This window comes from Rhizobium sp. 01N424, from assembly GCF_056399485.1.
Genome location: NZ_JBFTRK010000014.1, coordinates 95,912 through 117,155 on the forward strand (window position 1 = coordinate 95,912; position 21,244 = coordinate 117,155).

Here is a 21,244-nt window from a genome sequence, read left to right on the forward strand (position 1 = left end):
TCAGCGGCTCCTTCTTGCGTCGTTGGCACGCGGATCGAGCATCGGATAGAGCACATCGACAAGCAGGTTCGAGACCATGACGAGGAAGGATCCGATCAGCGTGATCGCGAGGATGACGGGGTAGTCCGAGTTGGTCAGCGCCTGCACGGTCAAGCGTCCAAGGCCGGGCAGACCGAAGACCAGCTCGACGAAGATCGCGCCGTTGACGATGGTGATCATGATGAGGCCGAGCTGGGTGACGACGGGCGTCAGGACGGGCCGCAGAATATGCTTCAGCGCCACGACCAGTTCAGGAACGCCCTTGGCGCGGGCGGTGCGGACGAAATCTTCCGACAGCACCTCGATGACGGCGGCGCGTGTTTGGCGCACGATCAGCGCGATCGGCTGGAAGGACAAGACGATCAGCGGCAGGATGATGCGCACGTCGAAGACGCCGCCCCAGCCATAGGGCACCTTGATCATCGGCAGGAGCACGATGAGGCCGACCATCAGCAGCGGACCGGCGACATAGGCCGGGATCGCCCAGAGGAACAGCGCCGAGCCGATGATCGTGTAGTCGATGCGGGAATTCTGGTTCAGCGCGGCGATCATCCCGAGCGGGATCGCAACAACCGCCGTCAGGATGATGGAACAGAGCGCCAGCTTGAAGGACACAGGCGCGGCAGCCGAGACCATGGCCCAGACCGAACGGCCTGAGGTCAGCGAATTGCCGAACTGGCCATGCAGCAGGTTCCAGATGTAATAGCCGAACTGCTCGATGAAGGGCTTGTTGAGGCCAGCACTTTCGCGGATGGCTTCGATGCGCTCCGGATTATAGGCGACGTCGCCTGGCGCACGAAGAAAGATCAGCTTGATCGGATCGCCGGCGCCGTAGAATGCCATCGCATAGACGGCAAGCATGACGACGAGAACCGACGGAATCCAGATGGCAAATCGCGTTAACACGTAGCGAAGCAAGGCCACCTCCCACCTGTTGTCAGGAACGTTCTCCGCAAACTGACGCGGACCGCACCTTTTCTTGAAACTTGCGCGAAGACCCTGAGGCCTTCGCGCGGTTGCTTGGGGGCTGGAGAGACCGGCTTTGCCGTCTCAATCAGCCAACCGATACGTCCCAGGGAGCGACGACCTGCCAGTCGAGGTTCTTCTCCATGCCCTTGACGTCCTTGGTTGCCCAGCGGGACATGGCCTGAGAATACCACGGAATGAACGCCCAATCGTCACGGAATGCCTTCTGGGCATCCTGGGCGAGCTTGATGCGATCAGGATCGTCAGCAGCCTTGGTGGCCGCTTCTGCGAGAGCCGCATCCACCTTGTCGTTCTTGTAACCGCCGAGCTTGTTCTGGGCGTTGGACGACGTGGAGGCGATGCAGCCCGAGAGATAGGACACGGCATCCGGAACGCGGGTGCCGACGTCGTCGCGGAAGATCTGGACCGAGTTCTGGTCCGGACCGGCATAGGAGTCCTGCTGCGGCTTCATGTCGACGGCCGTGATGCCGAGGTTCTGGCGCCACTGCTCGGCGATGAACTGGGCAGCGGCCTGAATGGCCGGAGCCGAGATGCCGACGAACATGATCTTCGGCAGGCGATCGGGACCGCCGTAGCTGGATTCGGCGAGCAGCTTCTTGGCGCCCTCAGGATCGTAAGGATAGGGCTCGAAGCCGGAATTGTCGGCACCTGGGACCGAGTTCAGGATCTGGTCGGCCTTCTTGTGCGGGCCATCCGGATAGGATGCCTTGAAGAGACCGTCGCGGTCGATCGCCATGATCAGCGCCTGGCGAACCTTCGGATCGTCCATCGGCGCGCGCTTGACGTTGAACCAGAAGTGCTGGCTGGTCGGAATGATCGGGCCGGCGGAGAATTCCGGGCCGAGATCCTGGATGATGGTCGAGGTGACCAGCTCGGTATGGGCATTGTATTCGCCCGACTTGATGAGCTGCGTTGCCGTGACGTTGTCTTCGATCGAGGCGATCTCGATGCGGGCAAGCTTCGGCTTGGTGCCGAAGAAGTTCTCGTTCGGCTCGAAGGTCAGCGTGCCGGCGTCGATATCGAGCGCGGTCAGCTTGAACGGGCCGGAATAGACGGCGCTGTTGTCGGGCTTGTACCAGTCAGCCACTTCCTCGCCATCGCTGCCCTTGGACTGCGAAGCCTTGGTGATCGGGATGATGTGGTTGGCAAGGCGCATGAAGAAGATCGGATCGGCTTCCGTCAGCGTGACGACGACGGTGCCTTCGTCAGGCGTGGCAACGCCCGAGATCTCGGTGGCCGAACCGCCGGCGACGTCCTTGTAACCGTCGACCTTGCCCATGACCTGATCGGCGCGCTGGCTCTTGGTGTTCGGGCGGGAAGCCACTTCCCAGGAACCCTTGACGTCGGCCGCGGTGATCTTGCTGCCGTCGGAGAACACAGCCTTCGGATCGATCTTGAAGGTCCAGACCTTCTTGTCCGGGGATTCCCAGCTGGTGAAGACGTAGGGATTGAGCTTGCCTTCGGCGTCGAAATACATCGGCGAGGCCCACCAGAACGAATTCCAGCGGAACGTACGGCCACCGCCACGCAGCGGCGACCAGTCCTGATCGAAGGCCGGGTTAATGGCCTTCAGCACCTGGCCGTCGTCAGCCATGACGATGCGGGCGCTCATGCCGAATAGCGTGAAGCCGACGCCGGCGGCGAGACCGAGCTTCAGCGCGTCGCGGCGCGAAACCGTGGAAGCATTCTTGTCATTGCGGTCTGTCATACATTCCTCCCATGGGCAAAACAGCGCGTACTCGAAAACCCTCCCCGAGCCGGACGCCTTACAATGCCCCTGAGATTTGCGCGATAATGTAAATCTGTCAATCAAAATTTGCCGTTTTCAACTTTCAAATCCACGCAAAAAATTTTTATCATTTAATTTCATATAGATAAAATACCAACGTCATTCTGACGCAGCTTGTAAGATTGACAACAACTTATCATTTCGAGGAAAAGTCACGCACGGCAAGTGCCAGGAGCAGCATCACGCTGCAGAGGAGGATGCTTTGAGCAATCACAAGATCACCGGCGTTTTCAGCGCCGCCACCACGCCCTTGAACGCCGACGGCAGCCCTGACGTCGCGCTCTTCACCGAGCATTGCAAGCGCCTGCTTGATGAAGGCTGCCACGGCGTCGCCCTGCTCGGCACGACAGGCGAAGCAAACTCTTTTTCGATCGCCGAGCGCCGCATGCTGCTCGAAGCCGCGCTGAAGGCCGGCATCTCGCCTGACAAGCTCCTTCCGGGCACCGGCGTTGCCGCCATTCCCGAAACGATCGAGCTGACCAAGCACGCACTTTCGCTTGGCGTCACCAAGGTCGTGATGCTGCCGCCCTTCTACTACAAGGGCGTGACCGATGACGGCCTCTTCAACGCCTATTCGGCGATTTTCGAAGGCATCAACGACAGCCGCCTGCAGGTGATCCTCTATCACATCCCGCAGGTCTCCGGCATTCCGCTGTCCGTTCCGCTGATCGGCCGCCTCATCGAGGCTTTCCCTGGCACCGTCGTTGGGATCAAGGAATCTGCAGGCGATTTCAACAACATGCAAGCGATTATCGCCGCCTATCCGGATTTCTCCGTTCTCTGCGGCGCCGATCCGCTGCTGCTGCCGCTGCTCAAGGCCGGCGGCGCCGGCTGCATCACGGCGACCTCCAACCTCGTCGCCGACTCGCTGCGCGCCGTTTACGATCACGTCCATGACGAAGCGCAGGCGGACAAGGTCGAGAAGGCCCAGGCCCGCATCAACGCCTACCGCACTCTCTCCAACTCCTACGTCCAGATCCCGACGATCAAGGCGATGGTCGGCCTGAAGACCGGCAATGCCGCCTGGAAGCGCACCCGCCCGCCGCTCGTCGCCCTCAGCGACGCTGACTATGCCGCCCTTTCCGAAGGTTACGCGCAGCTACCGTGAGGAGGATGTCATGAGCTTTACCGCGCTCCCGCCGGAAGCCGTTCCGGCGCTGATGAACGGAAAGATCGGCCCCAATCCGGCGCAGCCCGGCCGGGCCGACGCCTACCTGCCGTCACCCTGCATCCAGAACCATGCCGCCAACCTGGCCTTCCTGCCCGATGGCACGCTGACCTGCGTCTGGTTCGGCGGGACGATGGAGGGAATGGGCGACATTTCCGTTTACATGTCGCGCCTCGCGCCGGGGGCGGATCAGTGGTCGGAAGCCGAAAAACTCTCCGACGATCCGGCAAAATCCGAGCAAAATCCGCTGATTTTCAAGGCGCCCGACGGAAAAGTCTGGCTGCTTTACACGTCGCAGACATCTGGTGACCAGGATGGGTCAATTGTAAAGTGCCGGATTTCAGACGATGGTGGCAAGACGTTCGGATCCGTCCGCGTTCTCTGCGATCTGCCCGGCACTTTCGTGCGCCAGCCCGTCATCGTCAACTCCGTGGGAACCTGGCTTCTGCCGGCATTCCGCTGTGTGAGCTTGCCCGGCCAGCGCTGGAGCGGCGATGCAGACACGGCAGGCGTTCTCGTATCGCGCGATCAGGGCGAGAGCTGGACGATGGTCGACGTGCCCGACAGCCTCGGCGCCGTCCACATGAACATCATTCCGCTCAACGGAAGTAAAATGGTCGCTTTCTTCCGCAACCGTTTTTCCGAACATGTTCTCTCCTCGGAATCGGATGACAATGGCGAGAGCTGGTCGGCGCCGAAGCCGGTCAACCTGCCGAACAACAACTCGTCGATCCAGGCAACCAAGCTGGCGGACGGGCGGATTGCGATGGTTTACAACCACAGCAATGCCGAGACATCGGATGCGCGCCGCGAGTCGCTCTACGACGAGATCGAAAGCGATAAGGGCGAGGCGAAAGCCACAGAAAGCGCAGCAGAAACAAGGCGAAAGGCCGTGTGGGGTGTTCCGCGCGCACCGCTCAGCCTGGCGATCTCCACGAATGGCGGCAAGAGCTTCGATAGCCATATCGATCTCGATACCGGCGACGGCTATTGCCTCAGCAACAACTCCAAGGACTCGCTCAACCGCGAGTTCTCCTATCCCTCGATCACCGAGGGACCGGATGGAGCATTGCACATCGCCTACACCTATTACCGCCGCGCGATCAAATATGTTCGCCTGCCAAGCGATGTAGCGGTTTGAGCCGTCCACTCAGCCGATCCCGTGCCCTCTGGCACGGGATCGGCCTCTGTGTTTACAAGTGGTTTCGCAGGCACAGAGAATGGCCTTGATCTGCGACATCACTGTTGATGGCGCAGGATGGAGGCCATCAACATACTGATTTTATGGTTATTTATGCTACTTTATCGGATCCATCTCAGAACGTTTCCGCAAAACTGCTGAAAAACCATCGCCTCGCTTATTGCCAGAAACGTGCAGTTGATATAACAACTTTACATCAATAACGGCTTTGGCCGCATTTATGGAGGAGCCGTGTTCATGGTCAGTCTGGATTCGCCCATCACGGTTGTCAGGCCTGAAGTCATCGAGTTTGGCGTCGGCACCGCCGGCAAGCTCGGCAAATGGGCGGAAGGCAAGGGCTATACGCGCACGCTCGTCATCTCCGATGCGTTCAACGCGTCGCGTGTCGATGTGCTGGAACTGCCGGGCCACGTCTCCGTTTTCGCGGATGTCACCCCCGAGCCCGACATTGCCAATCTCGACAAGGTGCTGGCGGCCGCGAATGCAGCCAATGCCGAACTGATCGTCGGTTTCGGCGGTGGCAGCGCCATGGATCTTGCCAAGCTCGCCGCCGTTCTCGCCGGTTCGCCACAGACGCTGCGCGAGGTCGTCGGCCCCCACAAAGTGACCGGCCCGCGCAAGGTGGCGCTGGCGCAGGTTCCGACAACATCGGGCACTGGCAGCGAGGCTGGCACCCGTGCCCTCGTCACCGATCCCGCGACGCAGGCGAAGCTTGCCGTCGAAAGCCTTTACATGCTGGCTGATATTGCCGTCATCGACCCCGGCCTGACCTTTACGGTTCCCGCCCGCACGACGGCGGCAACCGGTGTCGATGCGATGGCCCATTGCGTCGAGGCCTTCACCAACCGCAAGGCTCATCCGATGATCGATATCTATGCGATCGAGGGCGCGCGACTCGTCGGCAAGTACCTTGCCCGCGCCGTCAAAGATGGTGCCGACGCCGAAGCGCGTGCCGGCCTGTCGCTTGCCTCGCTCTATGGCGGCTTCTGCCTCGGCCCGGTCAATACCGCCGGCGGCCATGCGCTGGCCTATCCGCTCGGCACCCGCTGGCATGTGGCGCATGGCGCCGCCAACGCGCTGATCTTCCCGCATGTGCTGGCCTTCAACACGCCTTCCGTTCCGGAAAAGACCCGGGCCGTGATGGCCGCCCTCGGCCACCAGACATCCGATGACGTCAGCTCGGTCTTCGACGCCGCCTATGCCTTCTGCGCCGATCTCGGCATCGAGATGAAGCTCTCGGGCCTTGGCGTTCCTTCCGATGATCTCGATGCCATGGCGGACGATGCCTTTGCGATCCGCCGCCTGCTCGACAATAATCCCCGCGATCTCGCGCGTGACGATATCCGCGCCATTTACCAGGCTGCTTTTTAAGGGAATTTGACGATGACGAAGAATGCAAAAGTGGCGGTAACGCTCGGTGATCCAGCTGGTGTCGGCCCTGAAGTGATCGTCAAGGCGCTGGCGGCCATGCCGGCTGGCGAGCGCAAGGATTTCGTCATCGTCGGCAATACGGAAGCGCTCGTTCGCGCCGACCGCGCCACCGGCACCAGCCTGCGCTTCGGCCCCACTGCCTCGGAAGACGGCTCGACGATCGCCGTCGACGAAGTGGAGCTCGGCGCGCCACTGCCTGAAATCGGCAAGGTCAGCCCGGTTGCAGGCGATGCCTCGGTGAAATACATCAGCCGCGCCGTCGATCTCGCCATGTCGGGCGAAGCCGACGTCATCGTCACCGCGCCGATCAACAAGGAAGCGATGAACCTTGCCGGCCATCATTTCGACGGCCATACCGGGCTGCTTGCGCATCTGACAGGCTCGAAGAGCTCCTTCATGCTGCTCGCCTCAGAGCGCCTGAACACCATCCACGTCTCCACCCATGTGTCGCTGCGCGGCGCCATCGAACGCGCCAAGACCGAGCGCGTGCTGGCGACGATCGAGGCTGGCCATAACCACTTCATGCGTCTGGGGATGAAGCCGCGCATCGCCGTCGCCGGCATCAATCCGCATTGTGGCGAAAACGGCCTCTTCGGCACCGAAGACAGCGAATTCCTGGCCCCGGCCGTCGAGCTGGCGCAGGCCAAGGGCATCGATGTCGTCGGCCCGATCTCGGCCGATACCGTATTCGCCCGCGCCTATAACGGCGCCTTCGATCTCGTCATCGCCCAGTATCACGATCAGGGTCATATCCCGATCAAGCTCGTGGCCTTCGAGACCGCCGTCAACGTATCGCTCGGGCTGCCGATCGACCGCGTCTCGGTCGATCACGGCACGGCCTTCGACATTGCCGGAACCGGCAAGGCCAATCACGTCAACATGCTTTCGGCCATCGCTTATGCCCGGCTGATGGCGCGCTCGCCGCGCAAGGCGGCGTAGCACCCGGCGGCGCAGTCTGCGCCGCTTTCCGGGAAGAAATGAGGAGGCAGGCATGCAGAGAACCGTTCTCGTTCTCGGAGGAGAACTTGCGCCCGAAGGCCGGGTAGTGCTGGAGAAGGAAGGCGTCAAGGTCGTGCAGACCAAGCCCTATATCGATCGCGCTACGGTGATTGCCTTGATGAAGGAGCACCGACCCGAGGGAGCCATCATCCGCCTGCTTGCCGATGTCCTCGGCCCCGAAGAAATGACATCAGGCGGCAAGCTCCGCCACATCGCCAAACACGGCGTCGGCACCAACGATATCGACGTCAAGGCGGCCGCCGAGCTCGGCATTCCCGTTTCGAAGACGACAGGCAGCAATGGCATTTCTGTCGCCGAGCACGCGCTGGCGCTTATCATGGCGCTGGTGAAGGATTTTTCCCGGCAGGATGCGCTGATCCGCGATGGCACTTGGGACAAGGGCCAGTATCAGGGCCGCGAGCTGCGCGGCCAGCGCCTCGGCATCGTCGGCTTCGGCTTGATCGGCCAGACGCTGGGCAAGATGGCGAAGGCGCTCGGCATGGAAATTTCCGCCTTCGATCCGCATACTCCTGCCGAAGCCTTCGAAGGCGTCACCCGCGAGACCGATCTCGACAAACTGCTGGCAAACGCCGACATCGTCAGCCTGCACTGCCCTCTGACGCCCGAGACGCGCGACCTGATCGACTCCAGACGGCTCGGCCTGATGAAGCGCGGCGCTTACCTCGTGAATACAGCACGTGGCGAAGTCGTCGACGAAGCGGCGTTGATTGCGGCGTTGAAAAGCGGCCACCTTGCCGGTGCCGGTCTCGACAGCTTCGCCGTCGAGCCGCCGGAAAAGGATAATCCGCTCTTCTCGCTGCCGAATACCATCGTCACGCCGCATGTCGCCGGCGTCACGCTCGATGCCAAGCGCACCATGTCGGTCATCGCGGCCGAACATGTGCTGGCGACGCTGCGCGGCGAGACCCTGCATCCGCGCTTCCTCGCCCGCTGATCTTCCAAGCAAATACGGAGGCTGACATGGCCGATACGACAGACAAGCGCTATCCGGCCGAGGCACTGCGCGCCTTCGCGACGTCACTGTTTTCGGCCGCAGGCCTCGAGAATGACAAGGCGGATGCCGTCTCGCGATTTCTTGTCGAAGCCGACCTGCTCGGCCATACGACACACGGTCTGGCGCTTGCAGGCTGGTATCTGCAGAGCGTTGCCGACGGTGTGATGACGGTTTCGGGCGCCCCCGATGTCATCTCGGATCGCGGTCCGGCCATTGCTTGGAAGGGCAAGCGCCTGCCCGGCGCCTGGCTGACGTCCGAAGCCGTCAAGCTCGCCAGCAATCGCGCCGCGCAATATGGAACGGCCACCGTGACGATTGCCGACAGCCATCATATCGGCTGCCTCGCCGCCTACCTGACGCTCGCCACAGACCGCGGCTACATGGTCAGCATCGCCAGTTCCAGCCCTTCGGGCGCGCAAGTCGCCCCCTTCGGCGGCACCAAGGGCGTCTATACGCCGAACCCGGTCGCCCACGGCATCCCGACACCCGGCGATCCCATTCTCATCGATATCAGCGCCTCGATCACCACGGTGAACATGGCCCAGCGACTGGTTCGCGAAGGCAGGCAATACGAGCACGACTGGCTGCTCGACGAGAACGGCAATCCGAGCCGTGACCCACGTGTCATCGAGCGCGGCGGCACGCTTCTTCCAACCGGCGGTCTCGACCACGGCCAGAAGGGGTATGGCATGGCGCTGCATGTCGAAGCCTTTACCCAGGGCCTCGCCGGCTATGGCCGCGTCGATCAGCCGAAGGGCACCAATGCGGCGGTCACCGTTCAGGTCTTCGATCCCGATGCCTTCGGCGGCCGTGACGCCTTCCTGCGCCAGACCGGTTGGCTCGTTGACGCCTGCCACAGCAATCCGCCCCGCCCCGGCGTGGCGCGTGTGCGCCTTCCCGGCGAGAATGGCCTTGCCCGCAAGCGCAAGGCGCTCGAGGACGGCGTCGTGCTGTTTCCGGGCATCATGGAGTCGCTAAAGCCCCACGCCGAACGGCTGAGTGTCGCGCTACCTGCCTAAAAGGTCAGCTGCACCTTGCAGGCGGCACTCCTGTCGCCCGCCAGCAGGAAAGCAGCATCGGCCTGCGCAAGCGGCAGGCTGTGGCTGATGATCGGGCGGACATCGATCGCCCGGCTTGAGATCAGCGCGACCGCCATCGCGAATTCCTCGTGAAAGCGCTGCGTTCCGTGGATATGCAGCTCCTTGGCAACGATGGCATTGAGTGGAACCGGGACCTCACCCGACACACCCACCTGCACGATCGTCCCGCGCGGCTTCACGGTCGCGATCGCGCCGCGGATCGCCGGGGCTGCCGCGGAGCACTCGAAGACGAGATCGAAATAGCCCTTGCCGGCCTCGAATTCCGCGAGTGCCCCGGCGCCCTGCGAGACATTGACCGCACGCGTTGCACCCATCGCCATGGCACGCTCCAGGGCAGCATCCGCAAGGTCGGTGACGACGATCTCGGCCGCGCCATAATGTTTGACAACGGCAACCATCAAGGAGCCGATCGGCCCGGCGCCGGTGACCAGAACCCGCTTGCCGCTGATCTCGCCCGCCCGCGAGGCGGCATGCAGGCAGACGGACAAGGGTTCGCTGCAGGCAGCCTCCGCCGAACTCGTTCCGGGCCCGGCTTCGAAGCACTGCTTGGCCGGCACCACCAGCCACTCGCGAAACATCCCCTGCTCGTGCGGCAACCGCATGGCGCTGCCCATGAAGCGCATCTCCAGGCAATGGATCGGCATGGCCCTTTGGCAATATTCACAATGGCCGCAGGGCTGGCTCGGATTGACCGCGACGAGCGTCCCGGCATTCAGGTGAACGCCCTCGCCCGCCTTCTCGACAATTCCCGCCGCTTCATGCCCGGGAATGATCGGCTCGCGAACCCTGACGGGGCCGAAGCCGCCGTCCTGATAGTAATGCAGGTCGGAGCCGCAGATACCTGCGGCCGCCATCTTCAACAAAACCTCTCCCGTTCCGGGTTCCGGAACCTCTGCGGCCTCGATCCTCAAGTCACCCTTGGCATAAAGCCGTGCCAGACGTGTCTGCATTCCCATCCTCCTAGCGCAACAGGCCAAGCTGCTGCGGCAGCCAGAGAGATATAGACGGCACAAAGGTGATCAAGATCAATGCGACGAAGAGCGGCACCAGCCATGGCAGAATGGCGATCGTTGTCCGCTCCACCGAGAGCTTGGCCACGCGCGAGAGCACGAACAGCACCATGCCGAGCGGCGGGTGCAGCAGCCCAATCATCAGGTTCAACGTCATGATCAGGCCAAACTGCACCGGATCGATCCCGAACTTGACAACAATCGGCAGCAGGATCGGCACCAGAATGGTGATCGCCGCAATCGTATCCAGGAAGCAGCCGACGAAGAGCATCAGCAGGTTGACCAGGATCAGGAACACCCACTTGTTGTCGGTGATCGACAGGATCGCGTCCGACAGCAGCTGCGCTGCCTGACTGACGGTCAGAAGCCAGGCGAAGACCGAGGCGGCCGTGACGATGAAAAGCACCGAAGCCGTCGTCTCGATCGTATCGAAACTCGCCTTCGCCAGTGTCGAGAATGTCATCGTCCGGTAGCGCACCAAGCCGAGGAACAGCGACCAGAGAACGGCCGCGACGGCCGCTTCTGTCGGCGTGAACCAACCCATCGTCATGCCGCCGATCAGGATGACGGGGGTCATCAGCGCCATGACGGCGGAGAAGCCGAAATACCAGTCGAGCCCGAGCAGCGCCAAGAGCGCGATACCGGCAGCGGCATTCATCGATAGTCCGGCAAGCATCATCAGATAAATCGACAGCGGCACCAAGAGAACCACGACGATTTCCATGCCGGCCGAAAGCAGCTGTTTGACGTCGAACGGCGCGTCCGAACCCCAGCGTTTGACATAGGCGAAACCGGCAACGGTGACCATCATCAGCAGCGTCATGACGATGCCCGGCAGAATGCCGGCCATGAACAGCGCACCGATAGAAACATTCGCCATCATGCCGTAGATGACGAAGGGCAGCGACGGCGGGAAGATCGGACCGAGCGTCGCCGAGGCGGCTGTGACGCCGACTGCAGCTTCAACCGGGTAGCCGTGGTCCTTCATCGCCTTGATCTCGATGGTGCCGATACCGGCGGCATCGGCGAGTGCTGTGCCGGACATGCCGGAGAAGATCACCGAACCGATGATATTGACCTGCGCCAAGCCGCCCTTCATCCAGCCGACGAGGGCCACCGCGAAGGAATAGATGCGGCCGGTCACGCCTGCCGAGTTCATCAGATTGCCGGCGAGGATGAAGAAGGGAACGGCGAGCAGCGGGAAGCTTTCGACGCCGGCGATCATCCGCTGCGCCACGATGATATCGGGCGCAACACCGTAGAGAACGATGTAAAGCACCGAGGCAACGGCCATCGCGATGGCGACGGGCACGCCGATCAGCATCAGCACCAGAAATGAGCCAAGAAGCAGCAGCATGGATCAACCCTCGACGGTCTGGAATTCTTCGGGGCGCTCGAGAACCGAGTAGCCGCGGCGCATATTGGCGATGAAGACGATCACCGCACGGATCAGCATCAGCACGAAGGCGACGAGCACGCTGTAGAAGACGATGTTGCGGGGCAGATCGATGGTGACCATCTGCTCGTCGGCAACAACCTCCACATAGCGCCACATCAGGTGGCAGGCGTAAGCGAAGAAGCCGATGCGGACGATATCGACGACGGTCGCGAGAACGCGGGCCAGGCGCGCCGGCATATAGTGATAGAAGACGTCCACCTGAATATGGCGCGAGGTACGCACGCACATGATTGCGCCGAGGAAAACGACGCCAATCAGGCAGTTGATGGCGATTTCCTCGGTCCAGGCGTAGCTGTCGTTCAGCACATAGCGGGTGAAGAACTGCAGAAAGACGCAGCCCGCCATCAGCCAGAAGACGATCAGCGTGATCCAGTCCTCGATGGCATAGTCGGAAATGTTGGCGGTCGGCGCGTGGCCTTCGAATTCCTGACCGATCTCTTCGGCGGTCACCTGCGTATGAATTTCTTGCGTCATGAGCGGCGTTGATCCCCTGCGGAAAGAATGGACGCGGCGCCCGGAGACGCCGCGCCGCGGGCTTTACTGAATCGCGCGGATCGCTTCCCAATCGGCCTTGTCGTAGCCGAAGTCCTCGAACTTCACCTTGTCCATGACGGTCTTCTCGAAATCGGCCTTGTCGATCTCGGCGACGTTCAGACCCTTCTCCTTGAAGGTAGCGATCAGGCTGTTTTCCTTGCCTTCGATCGTCTTGGTGGTGCGCTCGGCGGCTTCCTGCATGACGTCACCGAAGATCTTCTTGTCTTCGTCCGAAAGGCTCGCCCACAGCGTCTTCGAGACCACCGTGTTGAGGTGGTCGACGATGTGGCCGGTCAGGATGATGTTCTTCTGAACCTCGTAGAACTTCTTCGCCTCGATCGTCGTCAGCGGGTTTTCCTGGGCCTCGACCGTACCGTTCTGCAGTGCCAGATAGACTTCCGCGAATGCGATCGGTGTCGTGTTGGCGCCGCAGGCGCGCGGCATGGCGAGATAGGCCGGCACATCGGGCACGCGGATCTTCAGCCCCGCCATGTCGGCGCATTTGGCAATCGGCTTGTTGGAGGTCGTGTGGCGAGTGCCGTAGTAGCTGACGGCGGCAATGTGGTTGCCGGTCTTGTCCTCGTAGCCCTTGGCGAGGCGCTTGAAGACGTCGCTCTTGGTATATGCGATCAGGTGTTCCGGACTGCGGAAGATATAGGGGAAATAGGTGACGCCGATCGGCTTGTAATCGCGGGCGGCGAAGCTTGAGCCGGAGATGATGATATCGACGGTGCCGAGCTTCAGGCCCTGATTGATGTCGGCTTCCTTGCCGAGCTGCGAAGCCGGGAAAACGTCGATCTTGTAGCGGCCATTGGTACGCTTGTTGATCTCGCCGGCGGCCCAGACCGATTCCGTGTGGAAGGGTTCCGAGGTTTCGTAGACATGGGCCCATTTCAGAACCGTCTGTGCATGTGCAATTGCCGTCGATGCCATGATCGCCGCAGCCGTGCAGACGATCGTTGCCAGTTTCATTTTCATCGCTCTCTCCTCCTGAGCTCTGTTTAAGTAACTGCAATTCCCTTTTTCGGCCCGGCCTTCTGGCCGCGCCCCTCCTCTCCCGAAAACTCCTCCCCGAAGCTTTCGGAAAATCTCTTCTGCGACATGGTCAGATGTGCGCGCATCGCAGCCTTCGCGCCCGCTGCGTCGCCAGCGGCGATCGCATCGCGTATGGCGCGGTGCTCGTCCACCGCAGAGCGCCAGGTGACCGGCCCCTCGAAGTGGCTCGCGAGCTTCTCGAAATAGGGCGTCAGGCGCATGTCGAACATTTCGCCGGTGACCCGGATCAGCGTGGAATTCTGTACGATTGCGGCGATGCGGGTGTGAAAAGCACGGTCGGCGGCAAGCACCGCACTGGCATCGTTGACCACGCCGCTCATGCGCTGCAGTGTCTCATCGAGACGCTCGATATCCTCGGGCTTTGCAGTCCTCGCAGCCTCTTCGGCAATGGCGCATTCGATGATCGCGCGTGCCTGCAGCAGCTCGAAGGGTCCCTCGACCGGCTCCCGCTCGCTACCCGTGCCGCCGACGGCATGCTGGCGCACGACATAGATGCCAGAGCCCATGCGGATGTTGACGAGACCTTCAACCTCAAGAACGATCAGCGCTTCGCGCACCGTCGGCCGCGACACCGAGAGCTGTTCGGCAAGGTCGCGCTCGGCCGGCAACCGGTGCCCGACGGCAAGGTCGCCGCGGGTTATCATGAGACGAATCTGATCCGCCACCTGCCTGTAAAGGCGGCGTGACTCCACGGCCGAAAACATGGCTGCCTCCCCTGGCGCGCCTCCTCAAGCGCGCAATCGGTCAAATGGCTTGACCAATTGAATCAGACGTACCATCGGCAAAGTTGTGCGTCAATCCGCCGCATGACGTCAAATAGGCGAGTTCACAGCATAGTCCGCGGCGAGCTTGCGGAAGGATGCGGCGGTCACCGGATCGATCGTGACGCCCTCGCGCCCCCGGCGCTCCGCCACCGCCCACTCCCGGTCGCCTGGTGCCATGACATTGAAGCCATCGCGCGCCGGCGAATTGCGCAACGTCTCGACATAGCGCGTCATGGCGGCGTCGAAAGTTTCGATGTCGAGAAACGCCGCCGGATTTAGCGCGAGGACGAAGGCGCCAAGTCCGCGTGGCGTCGAGAAATCTGGGCCTGGCATTGGTGCGATGTCGAAACTCAGCTTCATCCCCGTGAGCACGGCGCTGAGGATTTCGGAAATGCCGGCGAGCCCAGCACCCTTGAAGCCGAATTCGCCACCAAGCGGCGCCAGCATATCTGCGATATCGGGGTTTGTCGTATCGTGGCCGCGCTCGTCCGAGGCAACACCGGAGGGAAGATCGCGGCCGAGGCTGCGATAGAGCTGGACGCGATTATAGGGAACCGCGCTGGTCGCCATATCGAAAAGCCAGGGATTTTGTCCCTGAACCGGAACGGCGCAGGCGATGGGGTTGGTACCGTGAAAACGCATCGCGCCGTCGTGAAGACGGACAAAGCTATCGGAATTGCAGAAGGCAAAACCGATAAAGCCCCGGCTTGCCGCATCCATCGCATATGCACCGGCCGGGCCGAAATGCGACGAGTTACGCACCGCGACGGCGCCGATGCCGAACTCGCCCGCCAGACGGGTCGCATGCTCCATGGCCGTGTAGGTGGCCAGCGCGCCATGGGCATTGTCGGCGTCCAGCGAGGCGATGGCGCCGAAGGCGCTTGCCAATTTCAGCGCCGGATTGGGATTGAGCCGCCCTTCGGTCAGTCCTTTCACGTAGTGAGCCAGCAGCCTGACGCCGTGACTGTCGATGCCGTGGCGGGTTCCGTGCATCATCGCTCTCGTGGCGGCCTCTGCCGTCGACTGGCTGGCGCCCGAGGCCATCAGGACCCGCTCGCAAAATTCCGAGATGGCAGCAAGCGGCGCCAAGATATCAGTGGAAGCTATGTTGCCGGCCATATCGCTCGATCCGCTCCTGAACCCTGTTCAGAAGAACTAAGCGAGCTTCCGCTGCGCGTAAAGCGGCATACGGGTCATGCGAGCGGCTAGACGAGCTGCGCGCGTGCGCCCAGTCTTGCAATCATCGTTCGGAATTCGGCCGTCATTGCCAGCGCTGCAGAGGCAACGGCCGGAGACAGGTGCTCGCTGCGCCGCGCCGCCCGGCCGATCTTCAGCAGGCCTCGAAGTTCTGCACGTTCGCCGGAAAGCTGCGGAAACCGTTCGGCCAGAAGATGCGGCAACGTTTCGGCATCATCCTGAGATGGCTGCAACATATCCTGATCAAGCTGCAGTAAAGAACGGAGCTCCACCTCCAGCTCCGCGGCTGCGCGGGCGATCTGCGCGATCACATCAGACATCATCCTCAACTCCTCCTTGGAAGCAGCGACGATACCGAATCGTTGCCGCTCAACCAGGGCGGGTTATGTGCTCATTTAAGCCGCAGCGATATCCCACTTTTTGGGGATATGCGCCGGTTTCGCACAGAAGAATACCACGCGTGGTTCAACCTGACGTAACGGGACGCGCAGCACCTTCGGCAAATGCCTCAAGTTCCGGATCGAAATCGATCTCCACGACGTTGTTGAAGACCGCCGTCGCCAGCATGATGCCTGCAAAGGCGACGAGATCGACGAGCACCTTGGCGGGATAGAGCTGCTTGAGCCGCTCCCAGATCGCCGCGGGGATCGCGTTCGAGTCTGCAACGATCGCGGTGCCGAAATCGGCAAGCAGGCGTTCCCTGTCTGAAAGAACCAGCGCATCCGGATCGAAGCCGGCATTCACAAGCGCGCGGCGGAAGAAGGTGATGGCGATCTTCGAGTTGCTGGATTTCGAGATCGCGTGCGAGAAGATCCAGATTTCCCGGTCACTGACGGCAGGATTGAGCTCGGCGCGCAGGGTGAACCATTCGGCATAGATGCGGTGCGCGGCAGGCGAATGCAGCAGCGTTCTCTTCATATTGGTCATCCGGCCGCGCACCCGGACTTCCTCGTCATGGGCCTGGCGAATATCGTCGGATGCGGTGTCGTAGTCGATCTGCGGGATGTGGCTCATGGCATCATTCTCGGTTATTCCATCGCGACGGAGATAGCAGTCCGGGCTCTCAAACTCCATCACAGATCTCGGGTAAGTGCCTCTTGCGTCGCCTGCGCTATCCCGGGCACAATTGCCGAAGAGGAGATTCACGATGAGCCATGATCACGACCATTCCGGCGATCACACGCACGGCCCTATCGATTGGCGCGAGCACGGCGTGAAGGTCATTCCGGGCAATGCGCTCGATCCGAACACGGCCCAGACGCCGGGCATGAACAGGGCGACGGCGATCAACAATGCCCGCGCAGGCGCCGAGAAAATCTGGGCGGGCACCGTGACGATCCATGCGAATGCCAAGACCGGCGCCCATCACCACGGCGATCTCGAAAGCATCATCTACGTCGTCAAGGGCAAGGCCAGAATGCGATGGGGCGAAAACCTGGAATTCGTCGCCGAGGCCGGCCCCGGCGATTTCATCTTCGTCCCGCCCTACGTTCCGCACCAGGAAATCAATGCCAGCCGCGATGAGACGCTGGAATGCGTGCTCGTCCGCTCCGGCCAGGATCCGGTGGTCGTCAATCTCGATATCGAGCCGGTCGAGAAGCCGGAGGAAGTGGCTTGGGTCGATCCGATCCACAAGGCTTAAGAACCGGCGTTAACTGGTTTTGCAATCTCGATTTTCCCGGGCTCTTGCCGGTTGGCGATCGCTCTATAGTTATGGCGATATTCATGGGCAGTTTCCCGATGGAAACGCGGGTCGGACAAGATGCATCAAGCCAGCATACACGGTCATTCCTTCCTTAAGAGAGGAAGCGAGGCCGCTGAGATCATTGCAAACTTCGACTGGTCGGGAACCTCGCTTGGGCCGATCAGCGGATGGTCGCCGACGCTGAGAAGCGTTTGCAGCCTGATCCTGAACTCCCCCGTGCCGATCGTGACGCTCTGGAACGAAGACGGCGTGATGATCTACAACGACGCCTATTCCGATTTCGCCGGCCGCCGTCATCCTAATCTCTTCGGCTCGAAGGTTCGCGAGGGCTGGCCTGAAGTCGCCGACTTCAACGACCATGTGATGAAGGTCGTGCTGGCTGGCGGGACGCTTGTCTATGAAGACCAGGAGCTGATGCTCTATCGCCGTGGCACCAGCGAGCCGGAGCGGCTGTGGACGAAGCTCGATTATTCGCCGATCTGCGACGAGACCGGAAAACCGGTCGCGGTCATGGCGATCGTCGTCGAGACGACGGCCAAGGTGAAGGCGGAACGGCAGCTCAGGGCCGAAAAGGCGCGGCTGCAGAAGATGTTCGAACAGGCGCCCGGCTTCGTGGCGACGATGAGCGGGGAAGACCACCGTTTCGAAATCGCCAATGCGGCCTATCAGCAGCTTGTCGGCCACCGTAACGTCGTCGGAAAGACGATCCGCGAAGCGCTCCCTGAAGTCGAGGAGCAGGGCTTCGTCGCCCTGCTCGATCAGGTGCGCCGCACCGGCATCCCTTATATCGGCAGCGAACAGCTGGTGAAGCTGCAGCAACGGCCGGATGCCGAACTGATCGACCGCTACCTGGATTTCATCTACCAGCCGCTGACCGGCGATGACGGCGAAATCGGCGGTATCTTCGTTCAGGGCTATGATGTCACCGAGCGCAAGGAAGCCGAGGACGCTGCGCGCGAAAGTGAATCGCGCTTCCGGCTGGTCGCCGAGAATGCGCCGGTCATGCTCTGGATGAGCGACGAGGCGATGCACTGCCTTTATCTCAACGCCTCGATGCGGCAGTTCTGGGGTGTGGCGGAGCGCGATATCTCGACATTCGACTGGAACGCCACGATCCATCCCGACGATGTCCCGCCGCTGATGGAGCAGGTCACAAAAGCCGTCGCCAAGCGCGAGGCCTTTGCCGTCGAGGCGCGCTATCGCAACGACGAAGGCGAGTACCGCCTCTTGCACACCGACGCCCGGCCCCGCTTCGGCGTTCGCGGCGAATTTCTCGGCATGATCGGCGTCAACAGCGATATCACCGACGCACGGCACGAGGAGGCGCGCCGCATCGCCCTGATCGATCTCGCAGACTGCATCCGCCAAACGACCGAACCGACTGAAATTGCTTATGCCGCAGCCGAAATCCTCGGCCGGGCCATGCACGTCACCCGGGCCGGTTACGGGATCATCGATCCGGTTGCCGAAACGGTGACGATCGAGCGGGACTGGAACGTTGCCGGCAACCCGAGCATTGCAGGCACGCTGCATTTTCGCGAATACGGCACCTATATCGACGACCTCAAGCGCAACGAGACGGTGGTCTTTGCCGATGTCGACGAGGATCCGCGCACAGCTGCCACCTCCCATGCGCTGAAGGCGATCGGCGTGCACTCTGCCGTCACGGTTCCCTTGAGCGAGAATGGCCAGATTGCTGCCGTTCTCTTCCTCAACAACGCGGTGCCCCGCGAATGGCCGCAGGTCGAGCTCGATTTCATCCGTGATTTTGCCGAGCGCACCCGCACTGCCGTCGAACGCCGCCGCGCCGAAGAGGCGCTGCAGGAATTTGCCGCATCGCTGGAGAGGAAAGTCGCGGAACGCAGCGCTGAACTCGACCGCGTCTGGCGCAACGCGGGTGACATTCTCGTCGTCATGCGGCCCGATGGCGAAGTGCGGGCGATCAATCCCGCATGGTCCGAGCTGCTCGGCCACCGCCGGAAGGAAGTCGCGGGTCACCGCATGTGTGAGTTTCTGGTGACCGGCGACGCAGCGGCCTTCGATACCGCCCTGAAGCAGGCCGTTTCCGGCGGCGAATTGCAGGGCGTCGAGCTGCGGTTCAACCATAAGCAAGGCGGCCAACGCACTGTTTCCTGGCGGTTTTCTTTCGAGCAGGAGATGGTCTATGCCTATGGACGCGATGTCACGGCCGAAAAGGAACAGGCCGCGGCACTGCAGGAAGCCGAGGAACTGATCCGGCAAACGCAGAAGATGGAAGCAATCGGCCAGCTAACCGGCGGTGTTGCGCATGATTTCAACAACTTGCTGCAGGTTGTTGCCGGTAATCTCTACCTTCTCAGCAAGGATGTCGTCGGCAACGAGCGCGCGCAAAAGCGCATCGATCACGCGCTTGCCGGCGTCAATCGCGGCTCGAAACTTGCGAGCCAGCTGCTCGCCTTCGGTCGGCGCCAGCCGCTTGAGCCGAAGGTCGTCAATGTCGGGCGCTTCGTCGCCAATATGGGTGAGATGCTGCGGCGGACCATCGGCGAAGCCATCGAGATCGAGACGATCCGCGCCGGCGGATTGTGGAACACCTTCGTCGATCCGGTGCAGATCGAAAACGCCATCCTCAATCTGGCGATCAATGCCCGCGATGCGATGGATGGAAGCGGCAAGCTGACGATCGAGGTCGGCAACGCCTTTATCGACGACGACTACGCGCGCCGGCATGCCGATGTCTGCGCCGGGCAATATGTGATGCTGGCGGTCAGCGACACCGGGTCCGGCATGGCGCCCGAGATCATCGGCAAGGTCTTCGAACCTTTCTTTTCGACCAAGCCTGTCGGCAAGGGAACCGGACTCGGCCTTTCGATGGTCTACGGCTTCGTCAAGCAATCCGGCGGCCATGTGAAAATCTATTCGGAGATCGGACAGGGCACCACCGTTCGTCTCTATCTGCCGCGCACTCTGGAGGAAGAAGATCTGCTGACTGAAGGCGACCATGGCCCGGCGACCGGTGGCCAGGAGACCATCCTTGTTGCCGAGGACGACGAGGAAGTCCGCGCCACCGTTGTCGAGATGCTTGCCGATCTCGGCTACAGCATCCTCAAGGCCAAGGATGCGGCCAGCGCCCTGACGGTCATCGAAAGCGGCATTCCCATCGATCTGCTGTTCACCGACGTCGTCATGCCCGGACCGCTGAAAAGTGCGGAATTGGCGCGCAAGGCGAAAGAGCGCCTGCCCGATGTCGCTGTGCTGTTCACATCCGGCTATACGGAAAACTCGATCGTCCACGGCGGGCGGCTGGATGCCGGCGTCGATCTCCTGTCCAAGCCCTATAGCCGTGAAGCTCTCGCCCGCAAGATCCGCCACGTTCTGAGCAACCAGCGCCAGCGCAATCTGGCACGCGCCGCGCAGGGCGAAAGGCGGAGCGCCGCAGCTGCGGCCCCGGCGGCGGCGTTGCGGATCCTCTATGTCGAGGACGACGATTTCATCCGCATGGATACCGCCGAGATGCTGCAGCAATCCGGGCACCGCGTCAGCGAGGCAGGCAGCGCAGAAGAGGCGCTGGCGAAGCTGTCACCCGACAGTTTCGACCTGTTGCTGACCGATGTCGGCCTGCCCGGCCTCTCGGGCGCCGAGCTGGCGAAGAAGGCGCGCGCCCTCGATCCCAAGCTCCCCGTGATCTTTGCGACAGGCAATACGTCTGTCGCAGGCTTCGAGGCAGATCAAAGCGCGCTTGTTCTTCTCAAGCCCTATAGCCAGGCCGATCTCGCCGCCGCAGTCTTAAGGCAGACGCGCTCGCGTTAGC

General features: G+C 61.8%; 18 protein-coding genes. 8 read left to right on the plus strand and 10 right to left on the minus strand.

Annotation, left to right across the window (positions count from 1 at the left end; all coding sequences use genetic code 11):
• Both AC1DNK_RS26245 and AC1DNK_RS26250 read right to left on the minus strand, forming a co-directional pair.
• Positions 1–957, minus strand: a complete 957-nt coding sequence (locus AC1DNK_RS26245) for an ABC transporter permease (protein ID WP_112388991.1) — start codon at positions 955–957, stop codon at positions 1–3.
• A gap of 136 nt (positions 958–1,093) precedes the next feature.
• Positions 1,094–2,734, minus strand: a complete 1,641-nt coding sequence (locus tag AC1DNK_RS26250) for an ABC transporter substrate-binding protein (protein ID WP_112388255.1) — start codon at positions 2,732–2,734, stop codon at positions 1,094–1,096.
• 283 nt (positions 2,735–3,017) lie between these two features.
• Here AC1DNK_RS26250 and AC1DNK_RS26255 point away from each other — a divergent pair, with 283 nt between their 5' ends.
• From AC1DNK_RS26255 to AC1DNK_RS26280, 6 genes are all read left to right on the plus strand, one after another.
• Complete coding sequence (locus AC1DNK_RS26255; protein WP_477944031.1) at positions 3,018–3,923, plus strand: dihydrodipicolinate synthase family protein; 906 nt, start codon at positions 3,018–3,020, stop codon at positions 3,921–3,923.
• Positions 3,924–3,933: 10 nt separating this feature from the next.
• Entirely contained in the window at positions 3,934–5,124 is a 1,191-nt protein-coding gene (locus AC1DNK_RS26260; RefSeq protein WP_477944032.1) for a sialidase family protein, read from the plus strand.
• Between the two features lie 297 nt (positions 5,125–5,421).
• Positions 5,422–6,555 carry an iron-containing alcohol dehydrogenase gene (locus AC1DNK_RS26265; protein ID WP_477944033.1) on the plus strand — a complete coding sequence of 378 codons (1,134 nt, stop codon included), beginning with the start codon at positions 5,422–5,424 and terminating at the stop codon, positions 6,553–6,555.
• A 12-nt stretch (positions 6,556–6,567) separates the two neighbouring features.
• Entirely contained in the window at positions 6,568–7,554 is a 987-nt protein-coding gene (gene pdxA / locus AC1DNK_RS26270) for a 4-hydroxythreonine-4-phosphate dehydrogenase PdxA (protein WP_112596656.1), read from the plus strand.
• Between the two features lie 52 nt (positions 7,555–7,606).
• A complete protein-coding gene (locus AC1DNK_RS26275; RefSeq protein ID WP_477944034.1) occupies positions 7,607–8,569 on the plus strand; it encodes a hydroxyacid dehydrogenase in 963 nt (320 codons plus the stop codon).
• Between the two features lie 26 nt (positions 8,570–8,595).
• Positions 8,596–9,648, plus strand: a complete 1,053-nt coding sequence (locus tag AC1DNK_RS26280; protein WP_477944035.1) for an Ldh family oxidoreductase — start codon at positions 8,596–8,598, stop codon at positions 9,646–9,648.
• Here AC1DNK_RS26280 and AC1DNK_RS26285 read toward each other — a convergent pair.
• The 8 genes from AC1DNK_RS26285 to AC1DNK_RS26320 all read right to left on the minus strand — a co-directional run bounded on the left by AC1DNK_RS26285 (position 9,645) and on the right by AC1DNK_RS26320 (position 16,763).
• On the minus strand, positions 9,645–10,679 hold the full coding sequence (locus AC1DNK_RS26285; protein WP_477944036.1) for an L-idonate 5-dehydrogenase: 1,035 nt from the start codon (positions 10,677–10,679) through the stop codon (positions 9,645–9,647). The two genes, AC1DNK_RS26280 and AC1DNK_RS26285, sit on opposite strands and share 4 nt — an antisense overlap.
• A gap of 10 nt (positions 10,680–10,689) precedes the next feature.
• Positions 10,690–12,096 carry a TRAP transporter large permease gene (locus tag AC1DNK_RS26290; protein WP_477944037.1) on the minus strand — a complete coding sequence of 469 codons (1,407 nt, stop codon included), beginning with the start codon at positions 12,094–12,096 and terminating at the stop codon, positions 10,690–10,692.
• Positions 12,097–12,099: 3 nt separating this feature from the next.
• A complete protein-coding gene (locus AC1DNK_RS26295) occupies positions 12,100–12,672 on the minus strand; it encodes a TRAP transporter small permease (protein WP_112514858.1) in 573 nt (190 codons plus the stop codon).
• 63 nt (positions 12,673–12,735) lie between these two features.
• Entirely contained in the window at positions 12,736–13,710 is a 975-nt protein-coding gene (locus AC1DNK_RS26300) for a sialic acid TRAP transporter substrate-binding protein SiaP (RefSeq protein WP_112446004.1), read from the minus strand.
• A 23-nt stretch (positions 13,711–13,733) separates the two neighbouring features.
• On the minus strand, positions 13,734–14,492 hold the full coding sequence (locus tag AC1DNK_RS26305) for a FadR/GntR family transcriptional regulator (RefSeq protein WP_477944038.1): 759 nt from the start codon (positions 14,490–14,492) through the stop codon (positions 13,734–13,736).
• 108 nt (positions 14,493–14,600) lie between these two features.
• Positions 14,601–15,671 carry an Ldh family oxidoreductase gene (locus tag AC1DNK_RS26310; RefSeq protein ID WP_477944039.1) on the minus strand — a complete coding sequence of 357 codons (1,071 nt, stop codon included), beginning with the start codon at positions 15,669–15,671 and terminating at the stop codon, positions 14,601–14,603.
• Between the two features lie 86 nt (positions 15,672–15,757).
• Complete coding sequence (locus AC1DNK_RS26315; RefSeq protein ID WP_477944040.1) at positions 15,758–16,060, minus strand: hypothetical protein; 303 nt, start codon at positions 16,058–16,060, stop codon at positions 15,758–15,760.
• A gap of 154 nt (positions 16,061–16,214) precedes the next feature.
• Positions 16,215–16,763, minus strand: a complete 549-nt coding sequence (locus AC1DNK_RS26320; RefSeq protein ID WP_477944041.1) for a carboxymuconolactone decarboxylase family protein — start codon at positions 16,761–16,763, stop codon at positions 16,215–16,217.
• Positions 16,764–16,896: 133 nt separating this feature from the next.
• On the opposite strand from AC1DNK_RS26320, the gene AC1DNK_RS26325 reads away from it, so the two are divergent.
• On the plus strand, positions 16,897–17,391 hold the full coding sequence (locus tag AC1DNK_RS26325) for a cupin domain-containing protein (RefSeq protein WP_112514855.1): 495 nt from the start codon (positions 16,897–16,899) through the stop codon (positions 17,389–17,391).
• Between the two features lie 120 nt (positions 17,392–17,511).
• Positions 17,512–21,243 (plus strand): PAS domain-containing protein, encoded by a 3,732-nt coding sequence (locus tag AC1DNK_RS26330; protein WP_477944042.1) that lies wholly within the window; start codon positions 17,512–17,514, stop codon positions 21,241–21,243.
• Position 21,244: the final 1 nt, after the last annotated feature.

Coding starts and splice junctions, on each gene's coding strand:
- AC1DNK_RS26250 (WP_112388255.1), bottom strand. CDS start 2,734: ATGACAGACCGCAATGACAAGAATGCTTCCACGGTTTCGCGCCGCGAC.
- AC1DNK_RS26260 (WP_477944032.1), top strand. CDS start 3,934: ATGAGCTTTACCGCGCTCCCGCCGGAAGCCGTTCCGGCGCTGATGAAC.
- AC1DNK_RS26265 (WP_477944033.1), top strand. CDS start 5,422: ATGGTCAGTCTGGATTCGCCCATCACGGTTGTCAGGCCTGAAGTCATC.
- pdxA (WP_112596656.1), top strand. CDS start 6,568: ATGACGAAGAATGCAAAAGTGGCGGTAACGCTCGGTGATCCAGCTGGT.
- AC1DNK_RS26275 (WP_477944034.1), top strand. CDS start 7,607: ATGCAGAGAACCGTTCTCGTTCTCGGAGGAGAACTTGCGCCCGAAGGC.
- AC1DNK_RS26280 (WP_477944035.1), top strand. CDS start 8,596: ATGGCCGATACGACAGACAAGCGCTATCCGGCCGAGGCACTGCGCGCC.
- AC1DNK_RS26285 (WP_477944036.1), bottom strand. CDS start 10,679: ATGCAGACACGTCTGGCACGGCTTTATGCCAAGGGTGACTTGAGGATC.
- AC1DNK_RS26290 (WP_477944037.1), bottom strand. CDS start 12,096: ATGCTGCTGCTTCTTGGCTCATTTCTGGTGCTGATGCTGATCGGCGTG.
- AC1DNK_RS26295 (WP_112514858.1), bottom strand. CDS start 12,672: ATGACGCAAGAAATTCATACGCAGGTGACCGCCGAAGAGATCGGTCAG.
- AC1DNK_RS26300 (WP_112446004.1), bottom strand. CDS start 13,710: ATGAAAATGAAACTGGCAACGATCGTCTGCACGGCTGCGGCGATCATG.
- AC1DNK_RS26305 (WP_477944038.1), bottom strand. CDS start 14,492: ATGTTTTCGGCCGTGGAGTCACGCCGCCTTTACAGGCAGGTGGCGGAT.
- AC1DNK_RS26310 (WP_477944039.1), bottom strand. CDS start 15,671: ATGGCCGGCAACATAGCTTCCACTGATATCTTGGCGCCGCTTGCTGCC.
- AC1DNK_RS26320 (WP_477944041.1), bottom strand. CDS start 16,763: ATGAGCCACATCCCGCAGATCGACTACGACACCGCATCCGACGATATT.
- AC1DNK_RS26325 (WP_112514855.1), top strand. CDS start 16,897: ATGAGCCATGATCACGACCATTCCGGCGATCACACGCACGGCCCTATC.
- AC1DNK_RS26330 (WP_477944042.1), top strand. CDS start 17,512: ATGCATCAAGCCAGCATACACGGTCATTCCTTCCTTAAGAGAGGAAGC.